This window comes from Streptomyces sp. NPDC005181, assembly GCF_040608395.1.
Lineage (GTDB): Bacteria > Actinomycetota > Actinomycetes > Streptomycetales > Streptomycetaceae > Streptomyces.
In genome coordinates this window covers 117,050-134,923 of record NZ_JBEXID010000014.1, presented here as the reverse complement: position 1 = coordinate 134,923, position 17,874 = coordinate 117,050, and the positions used below count along the sequence as shown (strand labels likewise).

Annotated in this window: 16 protein-coding genes and 1 tRNA gene; 3 read left to right on the top strand and 14 right to left on the bottom strand. The window is 71.2% G+C overall.

The features are described from left to right. Positions 1-222: 222 nt before the first annotated feature. The 6 genes from ABZV38_RS12870 to ABZV38_RS12845 form a co-directional block, all read right to left on the bottom strand. Entirely contained in the window at positions 223-981 is a 759-nt protein-coding gene (locus ABZV38_RS12870; RefSeq protein ID WP_356326824.1) for an IclR family transcriptional regulator C-terminal domain-containing protein, read from the bottom strand. Between the two features lie 185 nt (positions 982-1,166). Beyond that, complete coding sequence (gene ehuA, locus ABZV38_RS12865) at positions 1,167-2,018, bottom strand: ectoine/hydroxyectoine ABC transporter ATP-binding protein EhuA (protein WP_356326823.1); 852 nt, start codon at positions 2,016-2,018, stop codon at positions 1,167-1,169. Continuing rightward, positions 2,008-2,649 (bottom strand): ectoine/hydroxyectoine ABC transporter permease subunit EhuD, encoded by a 642-nt coding sequence (ehuD, locus tag ABZV38_RS12860; protein WP_356326822.1) that lies wholly within the window; start codon positions 2,647-2,649, stop codon positions 2,008-2,010. Before ehuD ends, ehuA begins: the two co-directional genes overlap by 11 nt. Further along, entirely contained in the window at positions 2,646-3,386 is a 741-nt protein-coding gene (ehuC, locus tag ABZV38_RS12855; RefSeq protein WP_356326821.1) for an ectoine/hydroxyectoine ABC transporter permease subunit EhuC, read from the bottom strand. The genes ehuD and ehuC overlap by 4 nt, the downstream gene beginning before the upstream one ends. 19 nt (positions 3,387-3,405) lie before the next feature. Next, entirely contained in the window at positions 3,406-4,308 is a 903-nt protein-coding gene (gene ehuB / locus ABZV38_RS12850; protein WP_356326820.1) for an ectoine/hydroxyectoine ABC transporter substrate-binding protein EhuB, read from the bottom strand. A gap of 257 nt (positions 4,309-4,565) precedes the next feature. After that, entirely contained in the window at positions 4,566-5,525 is a 960-nt protein-coding gene (locus ABZV38_RS12845) for a D-2-hydroxyacid dehydrogenase (protein ID WP_356326819.1), read from the bottom strand. Positions 5,526-5,690: 165 nt separating this feature from the next. Between ABZV38_RS12845 and ABZV38_RS12840 the strand changes: the two genes are divergently transcribed. Next, on the top strand, positions 5,691-6,434 hold the full coding sequence (locus tag ABZV38_RS12840; protein ID WP_356326817.1) for a decarboxylase: 744 nt from the start codon (positions 5,691-5,693) through the stop codon (positions 6,432-6,434). 90 nt (positions 6,435-6,524) lie between these two features. Further along, positions 6,525-7,637, top strand: a complete 1,113-nt coding sequence (locus ABZV38_RS12835; protein ID WP_356326816.1) for an LLM class flavin-dependent oxidoreductase — start codon at positions 6,525-6,527, stop codon at positions 7,635-7,637. A gap of 110 nt (positions 7,638-7,747) precedes the next feature. Here ABZV38_RS12835 and ABZV38_RS12830 read toward each other — a convergent pair whose 3' ends face one another. Continuing rightward, positions 7,748-9,535 carry an EAL domain-containing protein gene (locus ABZV38_RS12830; protein WP_356326830.1) on the bottom strand — a complete coding sequence of 596 codons (1,788 nt, stop codon included), beginning with the start codon at positions 9,533-9,535 and terminating at the stop codon, positions 7,748-7,750. Positions 9,536-10,132: 597 nt separating this feature from the next. On the opposite strand from ABZV38_RS12830, the gene ABZV38_RS12825 reads away from it, so the two are divergent. Next, positions 10,133-11,347 (top strand): M6 family metalloprotease domain-containing protein, encoded by a 1,215-nt coding sequence (locus ABZV38_RS12825; protein WP_356326815.1) that lies wholly within the window; start codon positions 10,133-10,135, stop codon positions 11,345-11,347. Between the two features lie 62 nt (positions 11,348-11,409). Here the strand turns inward: ABZV38_RS12825 and ABZV38_RS12820 are convergent. From ABZV38_RS12820 to ABZV38_RS12790, 7 genes are all read right to left on the bottom strand, one after another. Further along, positions 11,410-11,483: transfer RNA gene (locus ABZV38_RS12820), tRNA-Lys, on the bottom strand. Continuing rightward, positions 11,474-12,226 carry a bifunctional DNA primase/polymerase gene (locus ABZV38_RS12815; RefSeq protein WP_356326814.1) on the bottom strand — a complete coding sequence of 251 codons (753 nt, stop codon included), beginning with the start codon at positions 12,224-12,226 and terminating at the stop codon, positions 11,474-11,476. The genes ABZV38_RS12820 and ABZV38_RS12815 overlap by 10 nt, the downstream gene beginning before the upstream one ends. Positions 12,227-12,375: 149 nt before the next feature. Beyond that, positions 12,376-12,717 (bottom strand): hypothetical protein, encoded by a 342-nt coding sequence (locus ABZV38_RS12810; protein WP_356326813.1) that lies wholly within the window; start codon positions 12,715-12,717, stop codon positions 12,376-12,378. Between the two features lie 191 nt (positions 12,718-12,908). Further along, the gene (locus tag ABZV38_RS12805) at positions 12,909-14,243 is read right to left on the bottom strand and encodes an AAA domain-containing protein (protein WP_356326812.1); all 1,335 of its coding nucleotides are present in this window, start codon (positions 14,241-14,243) and stop codon (positions 12,909-12,911) included. Beyond that, complete coding sequence (locus tag ABZV38_RS12800; protein ID WP_356326810.1) at positions 14,240-15,847, bottom strand: hypothetical protein; 1,608 nt, start codon at positions 15,845-15,847, stop codon at positions 14,240-14,242. Before ABZV38_RS12800 ends, ABZV38_RS12805 begins: the two co-directional genes overlap by 4 nt. Beyond that, positions 15,838-16,992 carry a hypothetical protein gene (locus ABZV38_RS12795; RefSeq protein WP_356326809.1) on the bottom strand — a complete coding sequence of 385 codons (1,155 nt, stop codon included), beginning with the start codon at positions 16,990-16,992 and terminating at the stop codon, positions 15,838-15,840. Before ABZV38_RS12795 ends, ABZV38_RS12800 begins: the two co-directional genes overlap by 10 nt. Next, on the bottom strand, positions 16,937-17,869 hold the full coding sequence (locus ABZV38_RS12790) for a phosphatase PAP2 family protein (RefSeq protein WP_356326829.1): 933 nt from the start codon (positions 17,867-17,869) through the stop codon (positions 16,937-16,939). The genes ABZV38_RS12795 and ABZV38_RS12790 overlap by 56 nt, the downstream gene beginning before the upstream one ends. Between the last annotated feature and the right edge of the window lie 5 nt (positions 17,870-17,874).

The window sequence follows — 17,874 nt, the reverse complement described above, 5'->3', positions numbered from 1 at the left end:
TCGGCCGGATCGAACCAGCCGAAGCAGGAGAGCGAGTTGTTGGCGGACGTGGTCTGCGGGAAGACCACCTCGAACCCCGGACCCGCTGATTAAGAGTCAGCTGCTCTAACCAACTGAGCTAGCGGCGCCTGCTGACTCGAAAATAATACCTGGTCCCCAGGGGTGCTGATGACAGGTGCCCGCGACGGGCCCGTGGGGGCGTCCGGCTCGACCGGACGGTCTCTAGAGCGCCAGCGACAGCAGGACCGGCGCGGCCCGCCGGTTCAGTGTGTCCGCCGCCGAGCGAAGCCGGTGCGCATCCTCGACCGGCAGTGAGAGGGCCAGGCAGCCGGCCGAGGAGCCCGCCGTCAGCGGGACGGCCGCGCAGACCGTCCCCACCGCGTACTCCTGGAGGTCGAGCACCGGAACCGTCGCCGGCTGGCTGTCCAGCTTGGAGAAGAGGACCTTCTCGCTGGTGATGGTCCGCGAGGTGAGCCGGGCGATCTTGTGGCGCGAGATGTGGTCGCGGCGGCCGTTCTGGTCGAGCTGGGTCAGCAGGCACTTGCCGATCGCGCTGGCGTGCGCGGCGGACCGGAAGTCGACCCACTCGTTGACCGCGGGGGTGTGTGGACCATCGGCGTACTGGGTGACCCGGATCTCGCCGTCGACATACCGGCTGATGTACACCGCGGCGCCGACCGAGTCGCGCAGCTGGGCCAGTGTCTGCTGGAGCTTCGTCTCCAGGGCCTGCCTGCGGCTGGTGCCGGAGCCGAGCAGCAGGAGCGAGGCGCCGATCACATAGGCGCCGTCGGTGACCTGCTCGACGTAGCCCTCGCGGCGCAGCATCAGCAGCAGCGGGGCGAGATGCCCGGCCGGCAGTCCCGTCTCGCGGGAGATCTGGGCGTCCATCACACCGTTGCCGTGCTTGGAGACCGTTTCGAGAACGCGAAGGGCGTACTGCACCGAGTGGAACGGTGCGGTCGGTTCGGGCTTCAACGCCACGGTTTCCCCCTACCAGGTTGTGACCGCAAGACCAGGCTGTAACCGCAAGCTCCCGCACCACGATAGCGGCCAAAAGGCGTTTGAGGGGGGCCCGTTGACGAGTTGACGGGACGCCCCGGCGCTGTCAGCTGGGGTGCACCCGAATGGCATATGCCAATGTCATGAGCGACCGGTGGAGGGCGAGGTCACAGCACCGCGTCGAGGAACTCGCGCGTACGTTCGTGCTCGGGATCGGAAAAGATTTTTTCCGGCGTACCGGCCTCCACCACCCGCCCTGCGTCGAACATCAACACCTTCTCCGAGACGTCCCGGGCGAAATTCATCTCGTGGGTCACGCAGAGCATCGTGATGTCGGTGTTCCGCGCGATGTCGCCCAGCAGGTCCAGCACGCCCGACACCAGCTCCGGGTCGAGCGCGGACGTCACCTCGTCCAGGAGCAGGATCTCCGGCTGCATCGCCAGCGCGCGGGCGATCGCCACCCGCTGCTGCTGGCCGCCGGAGAGCTGGGAGGGGTGTGCGTCGACCTTCCCCGCGAGCCCCACCAGATCGAGCAGCTCACGGGCGCGGGTCTCCGCCTCGTCACGGTCCACGCCCAGCACGCTGACCGGGGCCTCGGTGATGTTCTGCAACACCTTCATGTGGGGAAAGAGGTTGAACTGCTGAAAGACCATGCCGATCCTCTTCCGGGCCTCGCGCAGATGCTTCTCGGTCGCCGGCCTCAGCGAGCCGTCGGGAGCTCTGACGTGGGACAGCGGGTCGCCGTCCACCCAGATCACCCCGTCGCTGACCTTCTCGAGCGTCATCAGCAGCCGCAGGATGGTGGTCTTGCCCGAGCCGCTGGGTCCGATCAGGGTGACGTGTTCGCCACGTCGCACCGAGAAGTCCAGCCCGTCGAGGACGACATGGTCGCCGTACCGCTTCACGACGCTGTCGAAGCGGACCAGCGGATGGCCGGTCTGCGACGTGGCGGGGACCGGGGCGATGTCCACCGGGGCCGCGGCCGCCGTCTTCTGCAGGGGGAGAGGTTCAGTGGCCAAGGCGCTTCTCCAGCTTTCTCATCAGCAGCGAGGTGGGATAGCTCGCGACCAGGAAGACCAGTCCGGCGAGCGTGAATGCCTCGGTGTAGGCGAAGTGATCGGCGCCGTACTTACGGGCCTCGAAGACCATTTCCTGCACCGTGATCACGGCGAGGAACGGGGTCTCCTTGAACATCGAGATCGCGTAGTTGCCGAGGGCGGGCAGCACATTGCGCACCGCCTGCGGCAGGATCACGGCCTGCCAGGTCCGCCGCGGGGTGAGCGAGAGTGCCCGGCAGGCCTCCCACTGGCCCTTCGGCACACCGTCGATCCCGGCGCGGTACACCTCGGAGGTGTACATGGCGTAGTGGATGCCCAGTACCACGATGCCGATCACCAGCGGCTCCACCGAGGTGAACACGGCAGCTGCGCCGACCAGTTGGACGAGCAGCGGGGTGGACCGGATGAATTCCATCACGGTCCGGACCGGCGCCGTCACGAACCGGCTCGGGGCCCGTCCGGCGACCGCGATGGCGAGCCCGAGGACCGCGGCGACGAGCGTGCCGAGCACGGTCGCGAGCAGCGTGACCTCGAAACCTTCGAGCACCAGGGGAAGTGCGTCCCGGGCGGCGTTCCAGTCGAAGCCGTTCACCGGACACCTCCGGCCGCAGAGGCGACCGCCTCCGTGGCGCTGCGGCCGCGCAGCAGCGAGCCCGCGCCGGTCTGCAGGCCCAGCCGTCGCTTGGCGCTGCGCTCCAGCAGATTCATCAGCAGAGTCAGCGCGTAGGCCAGGACGAAGTAGACGACCAGCAGGGTCAGATACGCGGTGAGCGTCTCACCGGTCCGGTCGCGCAGCTGCTGGATCACGGTCATCAGATCGGCCGCGGAGATCAGCCACAGCAGCGGGGTGCACTTCAGCAGCTGGATCAGCAGATTGGTGAAGGGCGGGATCATCTGCACCCAGGCCTGCGGAATGATCACCTTCCGCATCCGGTGCGTCGGCGTCATGTTCAGCGCGACGGCCGCCTCGTACTGGGCACGCGGTACGGAGCTGATCGCGCCGCGCACCACCTCGGAGCCGTACGCGCCGTAGTTGAGGCCGAAGGCGACGACGCCGCAGAGCAGCGGCGTCAGCTCGTACCCCGTCAGCGGCGGCATCGCGTAGTAGAGCCAGAACAGCTGGATGTAGAGCGAGGTGCCGCGGAAGAACTCCACGACCACGCGTGACACGCCACGCAGCACCAGCGGCCGGCCGACCGACATCAGACCGAGGACGAACGACAGGAGCAGGGCGAGCAGTGCGCCCAGGACGGTGGCCTGGAGGGTCACCCACAGCCCCGAGCGCAACTGCGGCAGCTCGTCGAAGAAGGCGGAGAAGAAATCACTCATGCGCTGGGGTCCGTCCCTGTCAGCCCTTGCACAGATCGGCCGTCTTCAGGGTTGTCGGTGGCAGCTCGGTCGCTCCGAAGCCGTACTCCCGGAGCAGGCCGACATAGCGCGACCTGTCCGAGACGATCTTCTTCAGCTCGCGGTTGAAGGCGTCCCGCAGATCCTCGTTGCCCTGGCGGAAGACGGCGCCGCCGGGACTGTACTGCTGCTTTCCGTCGAGCTCCGGCAGGAAGGCTTCGGTGACCTCGGTGCCGGGGTTCGTCTTCGCCAGCCAGCGCAGCGAGATGCCCGTGAGCAGGAACGCGTCGATCCGGCCGCCCTTGACCGCGTCGGCGCCGTCCTGCGGCTTCTGCAGCGACTTGATCCTGTCCTTGGAGATGCCGGCCCCCTCGGCGTACGAACCCTCGACAGCACCCGACATCACACCGACGGTGACCCCGGCGGCCTTCGCCGATGCCAGGTCGGTGACCTGCTTCGGGTTGCCCTTCTTCACCATCAGCGCGGTGGGCGAGATGAATTCGGGCTCGGAGAAGATGGCATTGGCGCAGCGCTCGGGGGTGATCGCCATGCCGGCGCTGACCACGTCGTACTTGCCCGCCTGCAGCCCGGGGATCAGGCCGTCCCACTCGGAGAGGGTGGGCTTCAGTTCGTCGACGCCGAGCGCCTTGAATATCTCCCGGTGCAGGGTGGGCGCCTCGCCCTTGAGCTGCTTGCCCTCCATATAGCCGTACGGGGCCTCGTTGGCGTAAGCGACCCGGACGAATCCCTGCTTGCGGAGCTTGTCGAGCGCCGCCGCACCGTCCGCGGAACCGGCGTCGGTCTTGCTGCACGCGGACAGCAGACCGGGCGCGACGAGCAGGCCACCCACGGCCGCTGACCGGCCGAGAAAGCCGCGGCGGGACAAGTTCGGGAAGTCGGCCATGGTTCGCAATCTCCTGGAGGGGTCGAACGGTCCGGACAGGATCAGCGCCTGCCCGATCCCGTACGCCTATGCAGGAAGAGGTTGCATGTAATCGAACGGTGACCGGAGGGTGACCTTTCCGTGTCCCCGTATGGGCGGAGCGCGACGGCCGGTGTGCAGTGCGTGTTTCCCCGGGGGGGAACGGTTCATGACGAACCGCCATGTGGCGATGTCCGCCAGGGGTGGGTGAAGTTCTCGTCGAGCCGGACCGGTTGGGGTCACTCGCTCCGGTCCCGGACAGGGACGTACCCGAGCCGCTTGTCGACCACGTTCGGCAAGGGCTTCCCGTCCGCCCAGAGTTCGTACATCTCCACGAACTGCTCGCCCAGCCGGTCCCGCCAGCCGGCGGTGTCGCCGCTCATGTGCGGCGAGATGATCAGCCCCGGTGCGTCCCACAGTGCGCTCTCCGGATCCAGGGGTTCGCGCGCGAACACATCGAGCGCCGCGCCCGCGATCCACCGTCTGCTCAGCGCGTCTGCCAGATCCTCCTCGACGACCATCGGCCCGCGCCCGACATTGATGAAGCGCGCCGACGGCTGCATCAGCCCGAAGAACCGCGCGTCGAACATCCCGCGCGTCCGCTCCGTCAGCGGCGCCGCACAGATCACCCAGTCGGCGAGCGCCGCCAGCCGGTCCAGATCCTCGGCGCCATGGATGCTGCGGCGCGCGGTACGCCCCACGAGCGCCACCTGGACCCCCAGCGCGATGAGCAGCCGGGTGATCTCCCGGCCGATCGGCCCGGCCCCGACCACCACCGCGCGGGTGCCCGCGACCTGCTGCGATTCACGGTGGCGCCACCGGCGGTGCCGCTGCAGCTCCAGCGTGCCGGGGACGTCCTTGGCGAAGGCCAGCACCAGGCCCAGCACATACTCGGCGATCGGCCGCTCGAAGACGCCCCGCGCATTGGTCAGTACGGTGTCGGACGCCACCAGCTCCGGGCAGAGCAGCCGGTCCACGCCCGCGCTCGCCGTATGCACCCAGCGGGGCCGCGGCCCGTCGCCGGGCCAGGCGGCGCGTACTGCGTCGGAGGCGAAGTCCCACACCAGCAGGGCGTCGGCTTGAGGAAGTCGGCCGGCGAGGCCGGCCTCGTCCGTGTACCGGATCCGGACCCGTCCGGTCAGCCGGCCGAGGCGCGGCGAAGGGTCGGTGTCCAGGACGAGCAGGGTGGGCTCTGGCATGAGAGGCGGTCGCTCCGCTGCGTCTGAGATGTGCGGATTGACCACGCTCGCACCCCGGCCCGGCTCCGTCAACGGGAACGTGGGCGGGGGCGGCTGCTGCAGGGGAATACTGGGCAGAGGGACAGCAGCGGCAGTACAGCGGTCCAGCAGTGCAGGAGGGTGGACATGACGACCGTCGGATTCCTCTACCCGGGCCACTTCGCGGAGGACGAGTTCCCACGGATGGAGGTCATCCTCGACACCACGATCAGGCTGGTCGTGAACCGCACCGAACCCGGCGAGGACGACCGCCGCCTCGACACCCTGCGACAGCGGGGAGAGTCCGAACGCCTCGCCGCCGGTCTCGAGGAGCTGCGGCGCGCCGGCGTGGAGTCGGTGGTCTGGGCCAGCACCGGCGGGAGCTTCGTGTACGGCTGGGAGGGCGCCCATGGGCAGACCACCGCCCTGGCCCGGGCGGCGGGGCTGCCGGCCTCCAGCGCGTCGCTCGGCTTCGTCCAGGCGGCACGGGCGCTGGGCGCCGCCCGCGTCGCGGTCGCCGCGACCTACCCAGAGGAGATCGCCCAGCTCTTCAGCGCGTTCCTGGCCGCCGCGGGCGTCCACGTGGTTGCCACGCACAGCGGCGGCGTCACCTCCGCCGCCGAGGCCGCCACGTGGGGTCCGGACCGGCTGAAGGAGCTCGCCGCCGCCGCGGACCGCCCTGACGCGGACGCCGTCCTGCTGCCGGACACCGCCCTGCACACCGCCGCGCACATCCGTGACCTGGAAGAACTCCTTGCCAAGCCGGTTCTCACCGCGAACCAGGTGGCGGTGTTCGAGGCGCTGCGGCTGGCCCGCCGCCGTACCTGGGCGCCACAGCTGGGCACACTCTTCGCCACCCGGGAAGCGCCACCGGCTCCGGTGGGGGAGTGACCGGTCCGGAGCAGTCGGCCGGGGAATAAACGGAGACAACCTCCTGTTAGCTGTCCCCGGACGTCAGCGCATCACCGGAGAGGCCTTCACGTGGACAAGAACCGAGGCGACGAGATTCGCGGCCGGGCCGAGGGAACGGCCCCCGTGCCGCTCTCGGTGCTCGACCTGGTGAGCGTGGGCCAGGGCCGCACCGCGACCCAGGCGCTCCGCACCAGTGTGGACATCGCGCAACTCGCCGAACGCCGCGGCTTCCACCGCCTCTGGGTCGCCGAACACCACTCCATGCCCGGCGTCGCCTCGTCGTCCCCGGCCGTGATCCTCGCCCACCTCGCCGCCCACACCGAGCGGCTCCGGCTCGGCTCCGGCGGGGTGATGCTGCCCAACCACGCCCCGCTCGTCATCGCCGAACAGTTCGGCACGCTGGAGGCCATGGCCCCCGGGCGCATCGACCTGGGCCTCGGCCGCGCGCCCGGCACGGACGGCGCGACCGCCGCCGCCCTGCGCCGCACCGACCGGCTGAACGAGGGCGCAATGGGGTCTCCCCTGCTCGAGCGCAGCCGAGACCTTGGGGAAGACTTCCCGCAGCAGCTCGCCGAGCTGACCCGGTTCCTGGACGACGACTTCCCCGACGGCCACCCGTACGCCCGCATCCACGCGGTCCCGGGCCCGGTGCAGGGCCCCACCGGCCGGCCGCCGATCTGGCTGCTCGGCTCCTCCGGCTTCAGCGCGCGGCTGGCCGGCGTCCTCGGCCTGCCGTTCGCCTTCGCCCACCACTTCTCGGCGCAGAACACGATTCCGGCACTCGACCTGTACCGGGAGTCGTTCAAGCCGTCCGCGGTGCTCGACGCCCCGTACGCCCTGATCGGCGTCTCGGCGCTGGCTGCCGACGAGGACCGCGAGGCCCGGCGCCAGGTGCTGACGGGCGCGCTGTCGATGGTCCGCCTGCGCACCGGCCGGCCCGGTCTGATCCCGACTCCCGAGGAGGCGGAGGCGTACGCCTTCACTCCCATGGAGCGCGAGTTCGTCGACAGCTGGCTCGGCAATGTCATCCACGGCACGGCGGACGAGGTGCGCTCAGGGCTGGACGACCTGGCCAAGCGGACCGGTGCGGATGAGCTGATGATCACTGCCAATGCGCATGGGGGTGCGGCGCGGGTGCGCAGTTATGAGCTGATCGCGGACGCGTATGGGCTGCGCGGCTGAGGGGTGCGCGGGTTCGTCCGCCTGAGCGGTTCTGTCCTCAGGCGGAGGGCCGGCTCGGTGGTGTCGGGTGGGGCTGCGTGGACCGGGGTAGGTCAGCGGCCGCAACCGCTTCAACGTTGCAGGGGTCTCGCGCCGATCAGTTCCGCGATGCGTTCCGGGGCCACCGCTCGTGAGTAGAGCCAGCCCTGGCCGGTGTCGCAGCCGATCCGGCGCAGTCGTTCCGCCTGGCCCGCGGTCTCCACACACTCCGCGGTGACCGTCAGCCCCAGCCGGTGCGCCAGCTGCACCATCGCCTCGACGATCGTCTCGTCGGCGGGGCTGGGGTGCGCGCCGTCCTCGTAGCGGAAGCCGCGTACGAACGAGCCGTCCAGCTTCAGTACGGATACCGGCAGCCGGCTCAGATAGGCGAGGTTCGAGTAGCCGGTCCCGAAGTCGTCGATGGCGATCCGGACGCCCATGTCGCTGAGTTTCTGGAGAGCCTCCAGCGGGCGGCCCGCCGAGCCCATCACCGCCGACTCGGTCAGCTCGAGCTGCAGCAGTCCGGGTGCCAGGCCGGTCTCGGCGAGGATCTCCGCGACATCGGTCACCAGGTCCGAGTCCCAGACCTGCCGTACGGCGACATTGACGCTGATGAACAGCGGCGCCTCGGTCGGATGGTCCAGCTGCCAGCGCCGGGCCTGGCGGCAGGCCGACTGCAGCACCCACCGGCCGAGCTGGACGATCGAGCCGTCCTCCTCGGCGATCGCGACGAACCGATTCGGCGCGAGCATGCCGAACTGCGGGTGGTTCCAGCGGACCAGGGCCTCCACCCCGCGTACGACCCCGTCGGCCATCCCGACCAGCGGCTGGTACTCGATGGTGAACTCGCCGCGCTCGACAGCGGGCCGCAGCGTGGACGAGAGCGCCTGCCGCGTCAGCCGGTGCGCGTTGCGCTCGGGGTCGAAGAGTGTCCAACGGGCCTTGCCGTCCGCCTTCGCCCAGTACAGCGTGGTGTCGGCGGCCTGCATCAGACCGGTTGCCGAGGTGCCGGCCACAGCCCGCTCCACCACGCCGATCGATGCCGATACGGCCAGCCGCTGCCCGGCCAGGTCGAACGGCTTCTGCAGGGCGGTGAGCACGGAGCGGGCGAGATCGGTGAGCTGCTGCGCACCGGCGGACTCCTCGACGAGGATCGCGAACTCGTCGCCGCCGAGGCGCGCCACGAGTGAGGCGCCGGTGCGGTGCCGGCTCTCCTGTTCGGCGCAGTCCGTGAGTCTGGCGGCGACGGCGGCGAGCAGCCGGTCGCCGATCCGGTGGCCCATCGTGTCGTTGACGGCCTTGAACCCGTCGAGGTCCAGGTAGCAGAGCCCGATCCGGCCGGGCCGCGGAGGACCGTCGTCCTGGTACGGCGGGGTCTCCAGGGCGGCCGCGAGGCGTTCGAAGAACAGCGCCCGATTGGGCAGCCGGGTCACCGGGTCGTGCATCTGGAGGTGGCGCAGCCGCTTCTGCAGCTCGCGCCGGTCGCTGATGTCGGCCACGGAGAGCAGTACGGGGGAGGAGCCGGGTGGCGTCTCCGGCATCGGTGCGACGGTGATCTCGGCCCACAGCGAGCGCCCGTCGGGGTGCTTGAGCCTGCGCGTGCAGCGGAACCGGGAGCGCCGGCCGCGCAGCACCTCGCGGTACGCATGCCAGGTGCGGCCGTCCGACGAGACGTCGAGCAGATCGGACGCGGACTGCGCGGTCAGTGCCGCGGGGGCGGCGCCGAGCAGTGCGCCGAGGGCGTCGTTGGCGGTGAGAATCAGGCCTTCGTGGTCGACGACGGCCATCGGGAGGGTGGCGGCCCGGAAGACGGCCCGGTAGTCGGTGCTGCGGCCGACCGGCTCGGACCCACCGGTGCCATCGACGGTCCCGTCCGTGATGCCGTCTCCGTCCGCGTCCGCGATGCCGCACGTGATGCCGTCCGCGGCCCCGTTCTCGGCCTGCACCGATGCGCGATCCGTATGACGCTCCGTGACCGGTGGTCGCACGGTAGGGGGCGCTGTGCCTGCCGGGGGCCTCGGCCCTTCGGAGGTTTCGCTCACCGCTTGCTCCCGCCGTGCAGTTCTGTCCTGAACAGATGTGGTCGGACTGGGCCCGCCGCGTGGGGTGCCCTTGTCGGGGGCGGAAACCACGCAGGAAAGCGTGGTGAAGCATAGAGGTTGTCGTCCGGCCCGTTCCAGCTCTGCGCCCGTTCCGGGCCCGCGGATCGCCCCGCATGGACCATTCGCGCGCCGATCCGGTTTGCCCAGGACTGATTGTTTCTGAGCGGCTCTGTTCTCTCCAGTCGATCTCGGATCTGTCTCGCGCGGTTGCAGTGATCGAATATGACTGTCCGTGAAGAGGCTCCGGTGGCGGCCCGCTTACCCGAGTGGGGCAGCACAACAGGGCGAACCCCCATAAACCGGCACAGGCTGGATTGCGAGTCCCGCATCCCGCACCCGGAGGTCGATGTGCCGCGTAAGCGCAGACTCGCGGGAGTGGAGAGGCCGAGTCCGCGTGCCGTGCTGGCCGGGGTGATCGCGCTTCTGGCGCTCGCCGCCACCTCTCTTGTCGCGGGTCCGGCCGTGGCCGCCACCGGTGAGGCCGGCCCATGCGCCTTGCCCCGGACCGAGGCACACCACTCGCTGGGAGTGGGGGACTGGAACGACGCCTACCCGCGCCCCGACCACGCCCTCGACGCGGTCATGATCTTCCTCTCCTTCACGGATGCCCGCCCCGTCACCACCCCCGCCGAGCTGGCCGCCGACTACTTCCCCGCCACCACCCAGTTCTTTCAGCGCGCCTCGTACGGGAAGTTCGCCCTGCGCCCGCACCCGCTGCGGAAGTGGGTCCAGATGCCCCGGAGCTCCACCTCGTACGGGATAAGGCGCGACTGGGACGACGGTCGGCGCAGCGACTATCTGCGTGACGCGATTGCCGCGGCGGACGACCAGGTCGACTTCTCAAAGTACGACATCGTCTATCTGGTCGCCGACCCGGACGCCCCCGGCGTCGACTCCGACGCCACCAAGGTCGTCAACTTCGACCAGCCGCTGCACGCCGACGGCGCGGACATCAGACGGGTCGTCACCGTTTTCGAACAGCACCCGCCGGACCGGAACGTGCTGGCCCACGAGACCGGGCACGTCTTCGATCTGCCGGACCTCTACCACCGGCCGACGGACGGCAAGGGTGACTGGGACACGTACGTCGGCGACTGGGACGTGATGGGCAGCCAGTTCGGTCTTGCGCCGGATCTGTTCGGCTGGCACAAGTGGAAGCTGGGCTGGCTGGACCGCAGTCAGGTGGCGTGCATCCAGCGTGACCGGGACATCACCCTGGAGTCGATGGCCGCCGTGCCGGCGCGTGGCGCGTCCATCGGGACGCGGCTCGCGGTGATCAGGACCGCGGAGGGCGGCGCGGTGGCGCTGGAGGCCCGCAGCGCCACCGGCAACGACCGGGCGACCTGCAGCGAAGGGGTGCTGATCTACCGGGTCCGCAACGAGACGCCGTCCGGCAGCGGGCCCATCCAGGTCATCGACACCCACCCCCACTCCGATGCCTGCTGGGACCTGTCGGTCTACCCGCCGCTCGCGGACGCCCCGCTGCGGGTCGGGGAGACGTACACCATTCCTGGTGAGCACACCAGGGTCGAGGTCGCGGACCGGACGCCGTCGGGTGCGTGGACGGTCAGGATCACCACCGGCACGTGAGCAACCGGTCCAGCGGTGAAACGAAGAAGCCCCCCGCTTGCGCGGGGGGCTTCTTCCGTCTGTGCGCCGCCAGGGACTCGAACCCCGGACCCGCTGATTAAGAGTCAGCTGCTCTAACCAACTGAGCTAGCGGCGCCTGCTGACGTCGTAGACCTTAGCATCCTGATCGGCGGGAGGAAAAATCGAAATCCGGGCCGTCGAGGCGGGCGCCGAGCGGGTCACCCGTACACAGGCCCAGAGCAGGACGTCGGGGCCCGGCAGCCACGGGTTACGGGTGTCGGGGGCCACCACCCACCGGGGCCCGGACGAGGTGGAACCGCAGGCCAGGGGCGGCACGGTCACGGCGTCGCCGGTGCCGTGGCAGAGCAGCGGCGGGACCCTGTTCTCATGGTCGTCCGGCCCCCCGGGCGCCTGCGGGTGCTCTTCCGTCACGGGCTCGGGACGGCTGCCCCACTCCTCCCATTCGAGCAGCGACGGCAGCCGCTGGGCGGTCCCGGGAGCGGCGAACAGCAGCATCCGCCCGCGGTGTGTGGCGACCGGCCCCGAGCCGGGCCCGTCGGCCCACAGATGCTCCAGCATGCGCCGCCCGAAGAGCGCGGGCACATTGACCACGTCGAACGCAGAGCCGCACGGCAGCACACCGGGTGAGCCGGGGTGAGCCTGCCACTGGGTGAGGGTGGAGCGCGGATAGGCCGTGGCGCCGGCGAGCCAGGCGGCGCCCGCCGGGGTGACCTGCGCGGTCTGATGTCCGGCCGGGTTCCCGGGCGGGGATCCGGCCTGGGATCCGGTCCGGTCCCGCAGCGCGGCGAAGATGTCGACGCTGTGGTGGGACCCGGTGCCGGGGTACAGGGTCGATTCGTCTGGCAGCCATGCGCTCATGTGCACAGGTCTACCGGGAGTGACGGTCCGGATTCCAAGAGTTGCCGGAAATGGGGACAGGGGGGTGGAGGGGGGAGTATCTTGCCCGCGGGCATATGCCAGCGGCTGTACCCGGAGTCAGCTCCGGGCAAGGGCCGGATGCTCCGGCGTCACGGCCTGGCGCCGCCCAGCAGGCTCCGGCCGAATTCGATCATCTTCTTCGCGTAGTCCTCGGTCCACTCCGCGCGCTCCGCGATGTCCGCCGTGGTCAGCCGGTCGAACCGGCGCGGGTCGGCCAGCTGGGCAGCGGCGATCGCCTGGAACTCGACCGCACGGTCGGTCGCGGCGCGGAACGCCAGGGCGAGCTCGGTGGCGCGGGCCAGCATCTCCTTCGGGTCGTCCATCGACTCCAGGTCGAAGAAGTGCTCGGGATCGGCGACCACCGCTGACGGCTCGAAGAGCAGGGGCGCGGGGCGCAGCCGCTGCCGCTCGTTCCGCTCGGGTTGTGCCATGTGGTGTTCCTCCTTCGGTGGGCCCGACGGCCACCCTCTATTGTCCAACCCGCCGCAAGTGCGCTTCGCGGGCGGTGCGCGGGGCCAGTGTGCGGGGGCGCTCACCAGCACACCGCCGGACGCGACGCGCGCCCCCGGTGGCCTATCGCGCACGGCCCGGCGGCGTTACGGACGCCGTCGCAGAGGCGACGTCACGGCGCCCACCGCACCCGGTGTTCCGCGAGATGTGCCAGGACCGCGTGGTTCGCCTCCCAGCCGTCGGGGAATTTCACCGTGACGCCCAGTTGGACCGGTTCCGTCGACGGATGTTCGTCCAGCAGGTCGGCGACGCCCTCGCGGCAGACCACGATGCAGGCATGGCGGTGGCGCGAGGCCAGGACGCACAGCCGGCCCGTCTCGAGGTGGAACGCCGTGGCATCCGGGCGGCCGGACAGCGGGTGCAGGACCACCGTCACATCGAATTCGCGGCCCTGGAGCCGGTTCGCCGTGTCCACCGCCACACCCGTCACACCGAGCTCCGCGAGCGCCGCCCGTACCGCCGCGGCCTGGTCGCGGTGGGCGGTGCCGACCGCGACCCGGTCCGCCGTCACCGCGGTGGGCTCGGGGGAGCGCTCGCTCGTCGCCGCGCCGCCGCGGTCCAGCAGCCGACGGACCACCAGGGCCACTGCCCGTACCGCCTCCGGATCCGTGCGCGGGGTGTGCCGGGCCGGAAGTTCGAGCAGGCCCCAGCCGGACTCCGCGGCCTCGTCCAGCACCCGGTCCGGGGCGGAACCGTCCGACGCGACGCCGAAGGACAGCCGCCGGTCGCCGTGGTCCGTGCCGCTGCGGAACGGGGTGAACGGGTAGAACGCGTCCGAGACCAGCGGCGCTGCCGACGCGGGCAGCCGCCACGACACCGGAAGCCGGTGCTGCGGCAACTCCGGGTTGTGCGCCAGCAGCGTGGAGACCGCGCTCGCCGAGGGGTCGTACGACAACCCCGCCCACTGGTCCGCACCGACGATCGAGAACGGGTCCAACTGCCCCGGATCGCCGACGAACAGCGCCCGTTCGAAGAGTCCGGCGACGGCCAGCAGCGCATCCGAGCGCATCTGGTACGCCTCGTCGACGATCGCGTGCCCCCACGGCTCGACGTTCTTCACATGCGCCCACTTGGCAGCCGTCGAGATGACGACGTCAAGACCGGCGAGGTCCGCCGCCTTTGCCGACTTCCGTACGTTGGCCAGGCCGTCCAGCGCCTTGTCGTACGGGTCCGAGTCATTGCTGTGCAGCCTTCCGACCGGCAGCCCCGGGTCCTTCTCGGCCAGCCGCACCACCAGGTCGTCGACCTGGGCATTGGTCTGCGCGACCACCATCAACGGGCGCCCGGCAGAGGCAAGTTCGAGCGCGGCGCGCACGACGAGCGTGGATTTTCCCGCACCCGGCGGGGAGTCCACCACGATGCCGCGTGCCGTGCCGTGCAGCGTGTCGTCCAGGATCGCGGTGGTTGCCCGCCCCGCCGCTGCGCCCGGGTCGAATACGGCTGTCACAGAAGGTCCTCCGCGGTCACGGGGTCGGGGTTCTCGGCAGTGGCGCCCGGCGGACCGCCGTGCGTCCAGGGGGTGTCCTCCGGGTCCGGCAGCTTCGGGCCGCCGCGCTGGTCGTGCTCGAACAGCGTCCACGCGATCCGGTCGCCCGGCTCCGGCAGCGAACCCGGGGCCGGCTCCTTGCTCCGGCCCATCCGGTCGGTGATCCGCAGCACGAGCAGGATCTCCTCCGGTCCGGCGGCGTCCTCGGAGGCGTACGCCACGAACTCGGCGGTCTGCGGCCTGCCGTCCAGCGAGCGGTACACCTTCGTCCGCTCACCGAGATGCGGGCGCTCGTCCGTCCGGACCGTGACCAGCGGGCGCGGCGAGGGCCGCTTCGACTCGCTGTACGCCATCACCACCTCCGTCACCTCCCCGACGAACGCCTCGCCGGCCAGCCGCCGCCCGGCCAGCACCAGCGGATCGTCCAGCGCCTCCTGCGCCTCCAGCTGTGCCTGCGCCGTCTCCCGCGACGCCAGCTTCTGGGCTGCCGTCACCGCGTCGTCCCGGCGCGGCTGCGGCGGCTCCCCGGACCGCACCCGGTCCCGGTGGCCGGTGAACGACCAGCGGTCCCGGGTCCAGCGGTCCTCGGACCTGGCCCCGGGCGGCAGCTGCGCCATCAGGTCCAGCCCCCGCCACACCGCGTCCCAGGTCGGCCGCAGCACCCCGGCGAGCAGTGATCCGATCTCCCGCTCGGCCGCTGTCAGTTCGGCGAGCCGGGCGTCGGCCGCGAGCCCGTCCTCGGCCGCCGCGAGCGCGGTGCGCGACCGGTCGTACTTCTCGATCGCCGGTGCGAGCAGCCGGTTGTCGAACGCCGGGTCCGTGGCCGGACCGGCCGGCGGGCACACCAGTTGGCCGCCGCTGTCCCGCTCCAGTTCGGCCCGGAGCGCGGCCTGTGCCCCGGACTCGCCCGCCGGAGGGTCGATCCAGGCGAGCAGCGCCCCCAGATGCTGGTCCTCCAGCGTGGACTGTCCGGTGGCCCAGTGCCGGTTCAGCAGATCGGTCGCGGCGAGGAGCAGCGAGGACCCCGGCACCCGGGCCCGCTCCCCGTAGTGCGTCAGCCAGCGGCCGAGCAGCGGGACGCGGGCAGGCGCAGGGTACGGGGTGTCCGGATCGTCCTCGGCGGTGCGCCGGAACCGCATGGAACGGCCCAGCAGCCGTACGAAGTCGATGCCCGCCCGGCTCGGCACGATCAGCTGCGGCGCGTCCGTGCACAGCTCGACCTCGACCTTGACCTTCTTGCCGGTCCCGGGATCGGTCTCGTTGCGCTCGGCCGGCTCGACCACGTCCGCGTACGACTCGATGTGCGGCAGGACCGTCTCGGCCAGGTCGGCGAGGAACGCGAACCGCAGGTCACGGTCGCGCGGCTGGGCCACAGCCAGCAGCCGGGGCGCGTCCCGGTCGGTCCCCACGAGTGCGCCGAGCGGGGCGCCGGCCTCACCGGCGGTGGTCAGCGGCACGAGGACGAACGGCCGGTCGGTGAGATGGCAGTGGGCAACGGTGGCCAACGGCTGCGCCCGCCCGCTCTCCACGGCCTCGAGCCGGGCCAGGGTGCTGATCAGCGACATGCCGTTCCGCCCTCCGGAGCCGCCGGGCCGGTCGCCCTCTCCAGCGCCTCCGCGCGCAGGACCGCCGCGCGGCGCAGGGCCGCGACCGTCGGATCCGACGGGTCGCCCTCCTTGCCCGCGGCCGCGGCCAGCACCTCGGTGACCGTCGTCAGACCGCCGAGCTCGCCCCGAACGCTCCGGCCCAGCGCCTGCACCGCACCGGCCGCTCGTGCCTTGGCCCGGCAGTGGAAGGCCAGTTCGCAGGCGGCCAGGCACTCCGGTGCGTACGCCGCTGTGACCGATTCGACCGCGGCCGTCAGCTCCTGCGGCGAACACTCCGGGTCGAAGGTGGTGCCCTCGGGCAGAGCGGCCGCGATCTCCTCGATCCGGGTCAGCCGGGTCAGCTGGCGGCGGGTGACCGCGCGCTGCTTGCGCACATCGACGACCGACGCCGTCGGCAGGTTGGAGAAGTCCTTCGGGCAGACCAGCAGCACCCGGTGGCCGACCTCCGCGCCCTGCGTGACCGCAGCAATGCGCTCCAGCGCCAGGACGTACACCGCGGACTGCCTGGCCGCCGCGCCGACCTTGGCGGCGTCCGCCGAGCTGTCGATCATGGGGAACGACTTGATCTCCACGACCGTCCACCGGCCGTCGGGGTGCACCACCACCGCGTCCGGCTCCAGATAGGCGGGCGAACCCGCCACCTCGAGGGCGAGCATCGGATGGTCGAGCAGCGCCCAGCCGCCCGCCCCCGTCGCTTCCCGCAGCGCCAGCGCCGTACGGGCCGCGCGCCCTTCGGGACCGGCCGCCGTCAGATCCGGCACCAGGACCTCTCGCGGCGCCTCACTGCTGCCGCCGAGCCGCTCGTACATCAGCCGCATCAGCTCGGTGCCGCCGTCGGCCTTGACCTTCGCCTCGAAGGCGTTGCCCCGCATGAACGCGAACTGCGACTGGCCGAACGCGGCGGGGGAGCCGAGCGCCGTCGTCAGCGCGGCCTTGTCCACCCCGGCGCCGTCCAGCAGGGCGCGCCGCTTGCAGCCGGGGTTCGCGGCGAGGGCGGCCAGCGCGCGGGCATCGAGCGGATGCGGGGCGACGGCCGGACCGCGCAGCTCAGCGAGCCGCTGCCGGAGCGCCGTCGCCTGCTGCGTCGCCCGATGCTGCGTCATCGGTGGAGTCTGCGGAGGAGGTCCGCTGGCCGGGGATTCGCTCACCCGCGGAAGTCTTGCATCCGGCACTGACAATCGGGGACTTCGTGGCCGAAGCGGCCGGTGCGAACGGTGCCCGCACCGCGGCCTTGACCCGGTCGGCGAGCCGCATCACCGGCCTGGTCAGCAGCGCGCCGACGCCCATCACGGCAGCGCCCGCGAGCGCGTCGAGGAAGTAGTGGTTGGCCGTGCCCATCACGACGATCGTGGTGACCAGCGGGTACATGATGCCCGCGGCCCGTACGAGCGGGTGCCGCGCGTGGCGCCAGAGCAGGATCCCGCACCACAGCGCCCAGCCGACGTGCAGACTCGGCATCGCGGCGTACTGGTTGGTCATCCAGCCCATCCCGCGCGGCGCGCTCGCCTCGGTGCCCCACCAGCCGTACGAGCTGTACTGGGCCATCGTGTCGACGAAGCCGTGTGTGGCGTGCAGCAGCCGCGGCGGGCAGGTCGGCAGCAGCGCGAAGCCGATCAGGCCGAGCAGTGTGGAGGTCATCAGCCAGGTGCGGGCGGCGCGGTACCCGGCCGTGCGACGCCGGTAGATCCAGGTCAGGACGGCCGGGGTGACCAGGTAGTGCAGTGAGGCGTACGCGAAGTCGGCGGGTATCCCGAGGGACGGGTGGGCCGTCATCAGCCGGTTGAGCGGGTGCTCGGCGTTGAGGAAGAGCGTCTTCTCCAGATGCAGTATCCGCAGCCCGTGGTCGACGGCGGTCGACACATCGCTGCGGACCAGCAGCCGGCCCACCGAGTAGACCGCGTACACGACTGCTATCAGCGGAAGCTCGGCCCACCAGCGAGGCCGGTGGCTCGGCGCGGGCGCGGTCGTGGCAAGCGGCATCCGGA

What these genes read in the sequence shown, in the direction of transcription:
- ehuC (WP_356326821.1), bottom strand. Translation starts at nt 3,386, where the DNA reads ATGAGTGATTTCTTCTCCGCCTTCTTCGACGAGCTGCCGCAGTTGCGC.
- ehuB (WP_356326820.1), bottom strand. Translation starts at nt 4,308, where the DNA reads ATGGCCGACTTCCCGAACTTGTCCCGCCGCGGCTTTCTCGGCCGGTCA.
- ABZV38_RS12845 (WP_356326819.1), bottom strand. Translation starts at nt 5,525, where the DNA reads ATGCCAGAGCCCACCCTGCTCGTCCTGGACACCGACCCTTCGCCGCGC.
- ABZV38_RS12840 (WP_356326817.1), top strand. Translation starts at nt 5,691, where the DNA reads ATGACGACCGTCGGATTCCTCTACCCGGGCCACTTCGCGGAGGACGAG.
- ABZV38_RS12815 (WP_356326814.1), bottom strand. Translation starts at nt 12,226, where the DNA reads ATGAGCGCATGGCTGCCAGACGAATCGACCCTGTACCCCGGCACCGGG.
- ABZV38_RS12810 (WP_356326813.1), bottom strand. Translation starts at nt 12,717, where the DNA reads ATGGCACAACCCGAGCGGAACGAGCGGCAGCGGCTGCGCCCCGCGCCC.
- ABZV38_RS12800 (WP_356326810.1), bottom strand. Translation starts at nt 15,847, where the DNA reads ATGTCGCTGATCAGCACCCTGGCCCGGCTCGAGGCCGTGGAGAGCGGG.
- ABZV38_RS12795 (WP_356326809.1), bottom strand. Translation starts at nt 16,992, where the DNA reads ATGACGCAGCATCGGGCGACGCAGCAGGCGACGGCGCTCCGGCAGCGG.
- ABZV38_RS12790 (WP_356326829.1), bottom strand. Translation starts at nt 17,869, where the DNA reads ATGCCGCTTGCCACGACCGCGCCCGCGCCGAGCCACCGGCCTCGCTGG.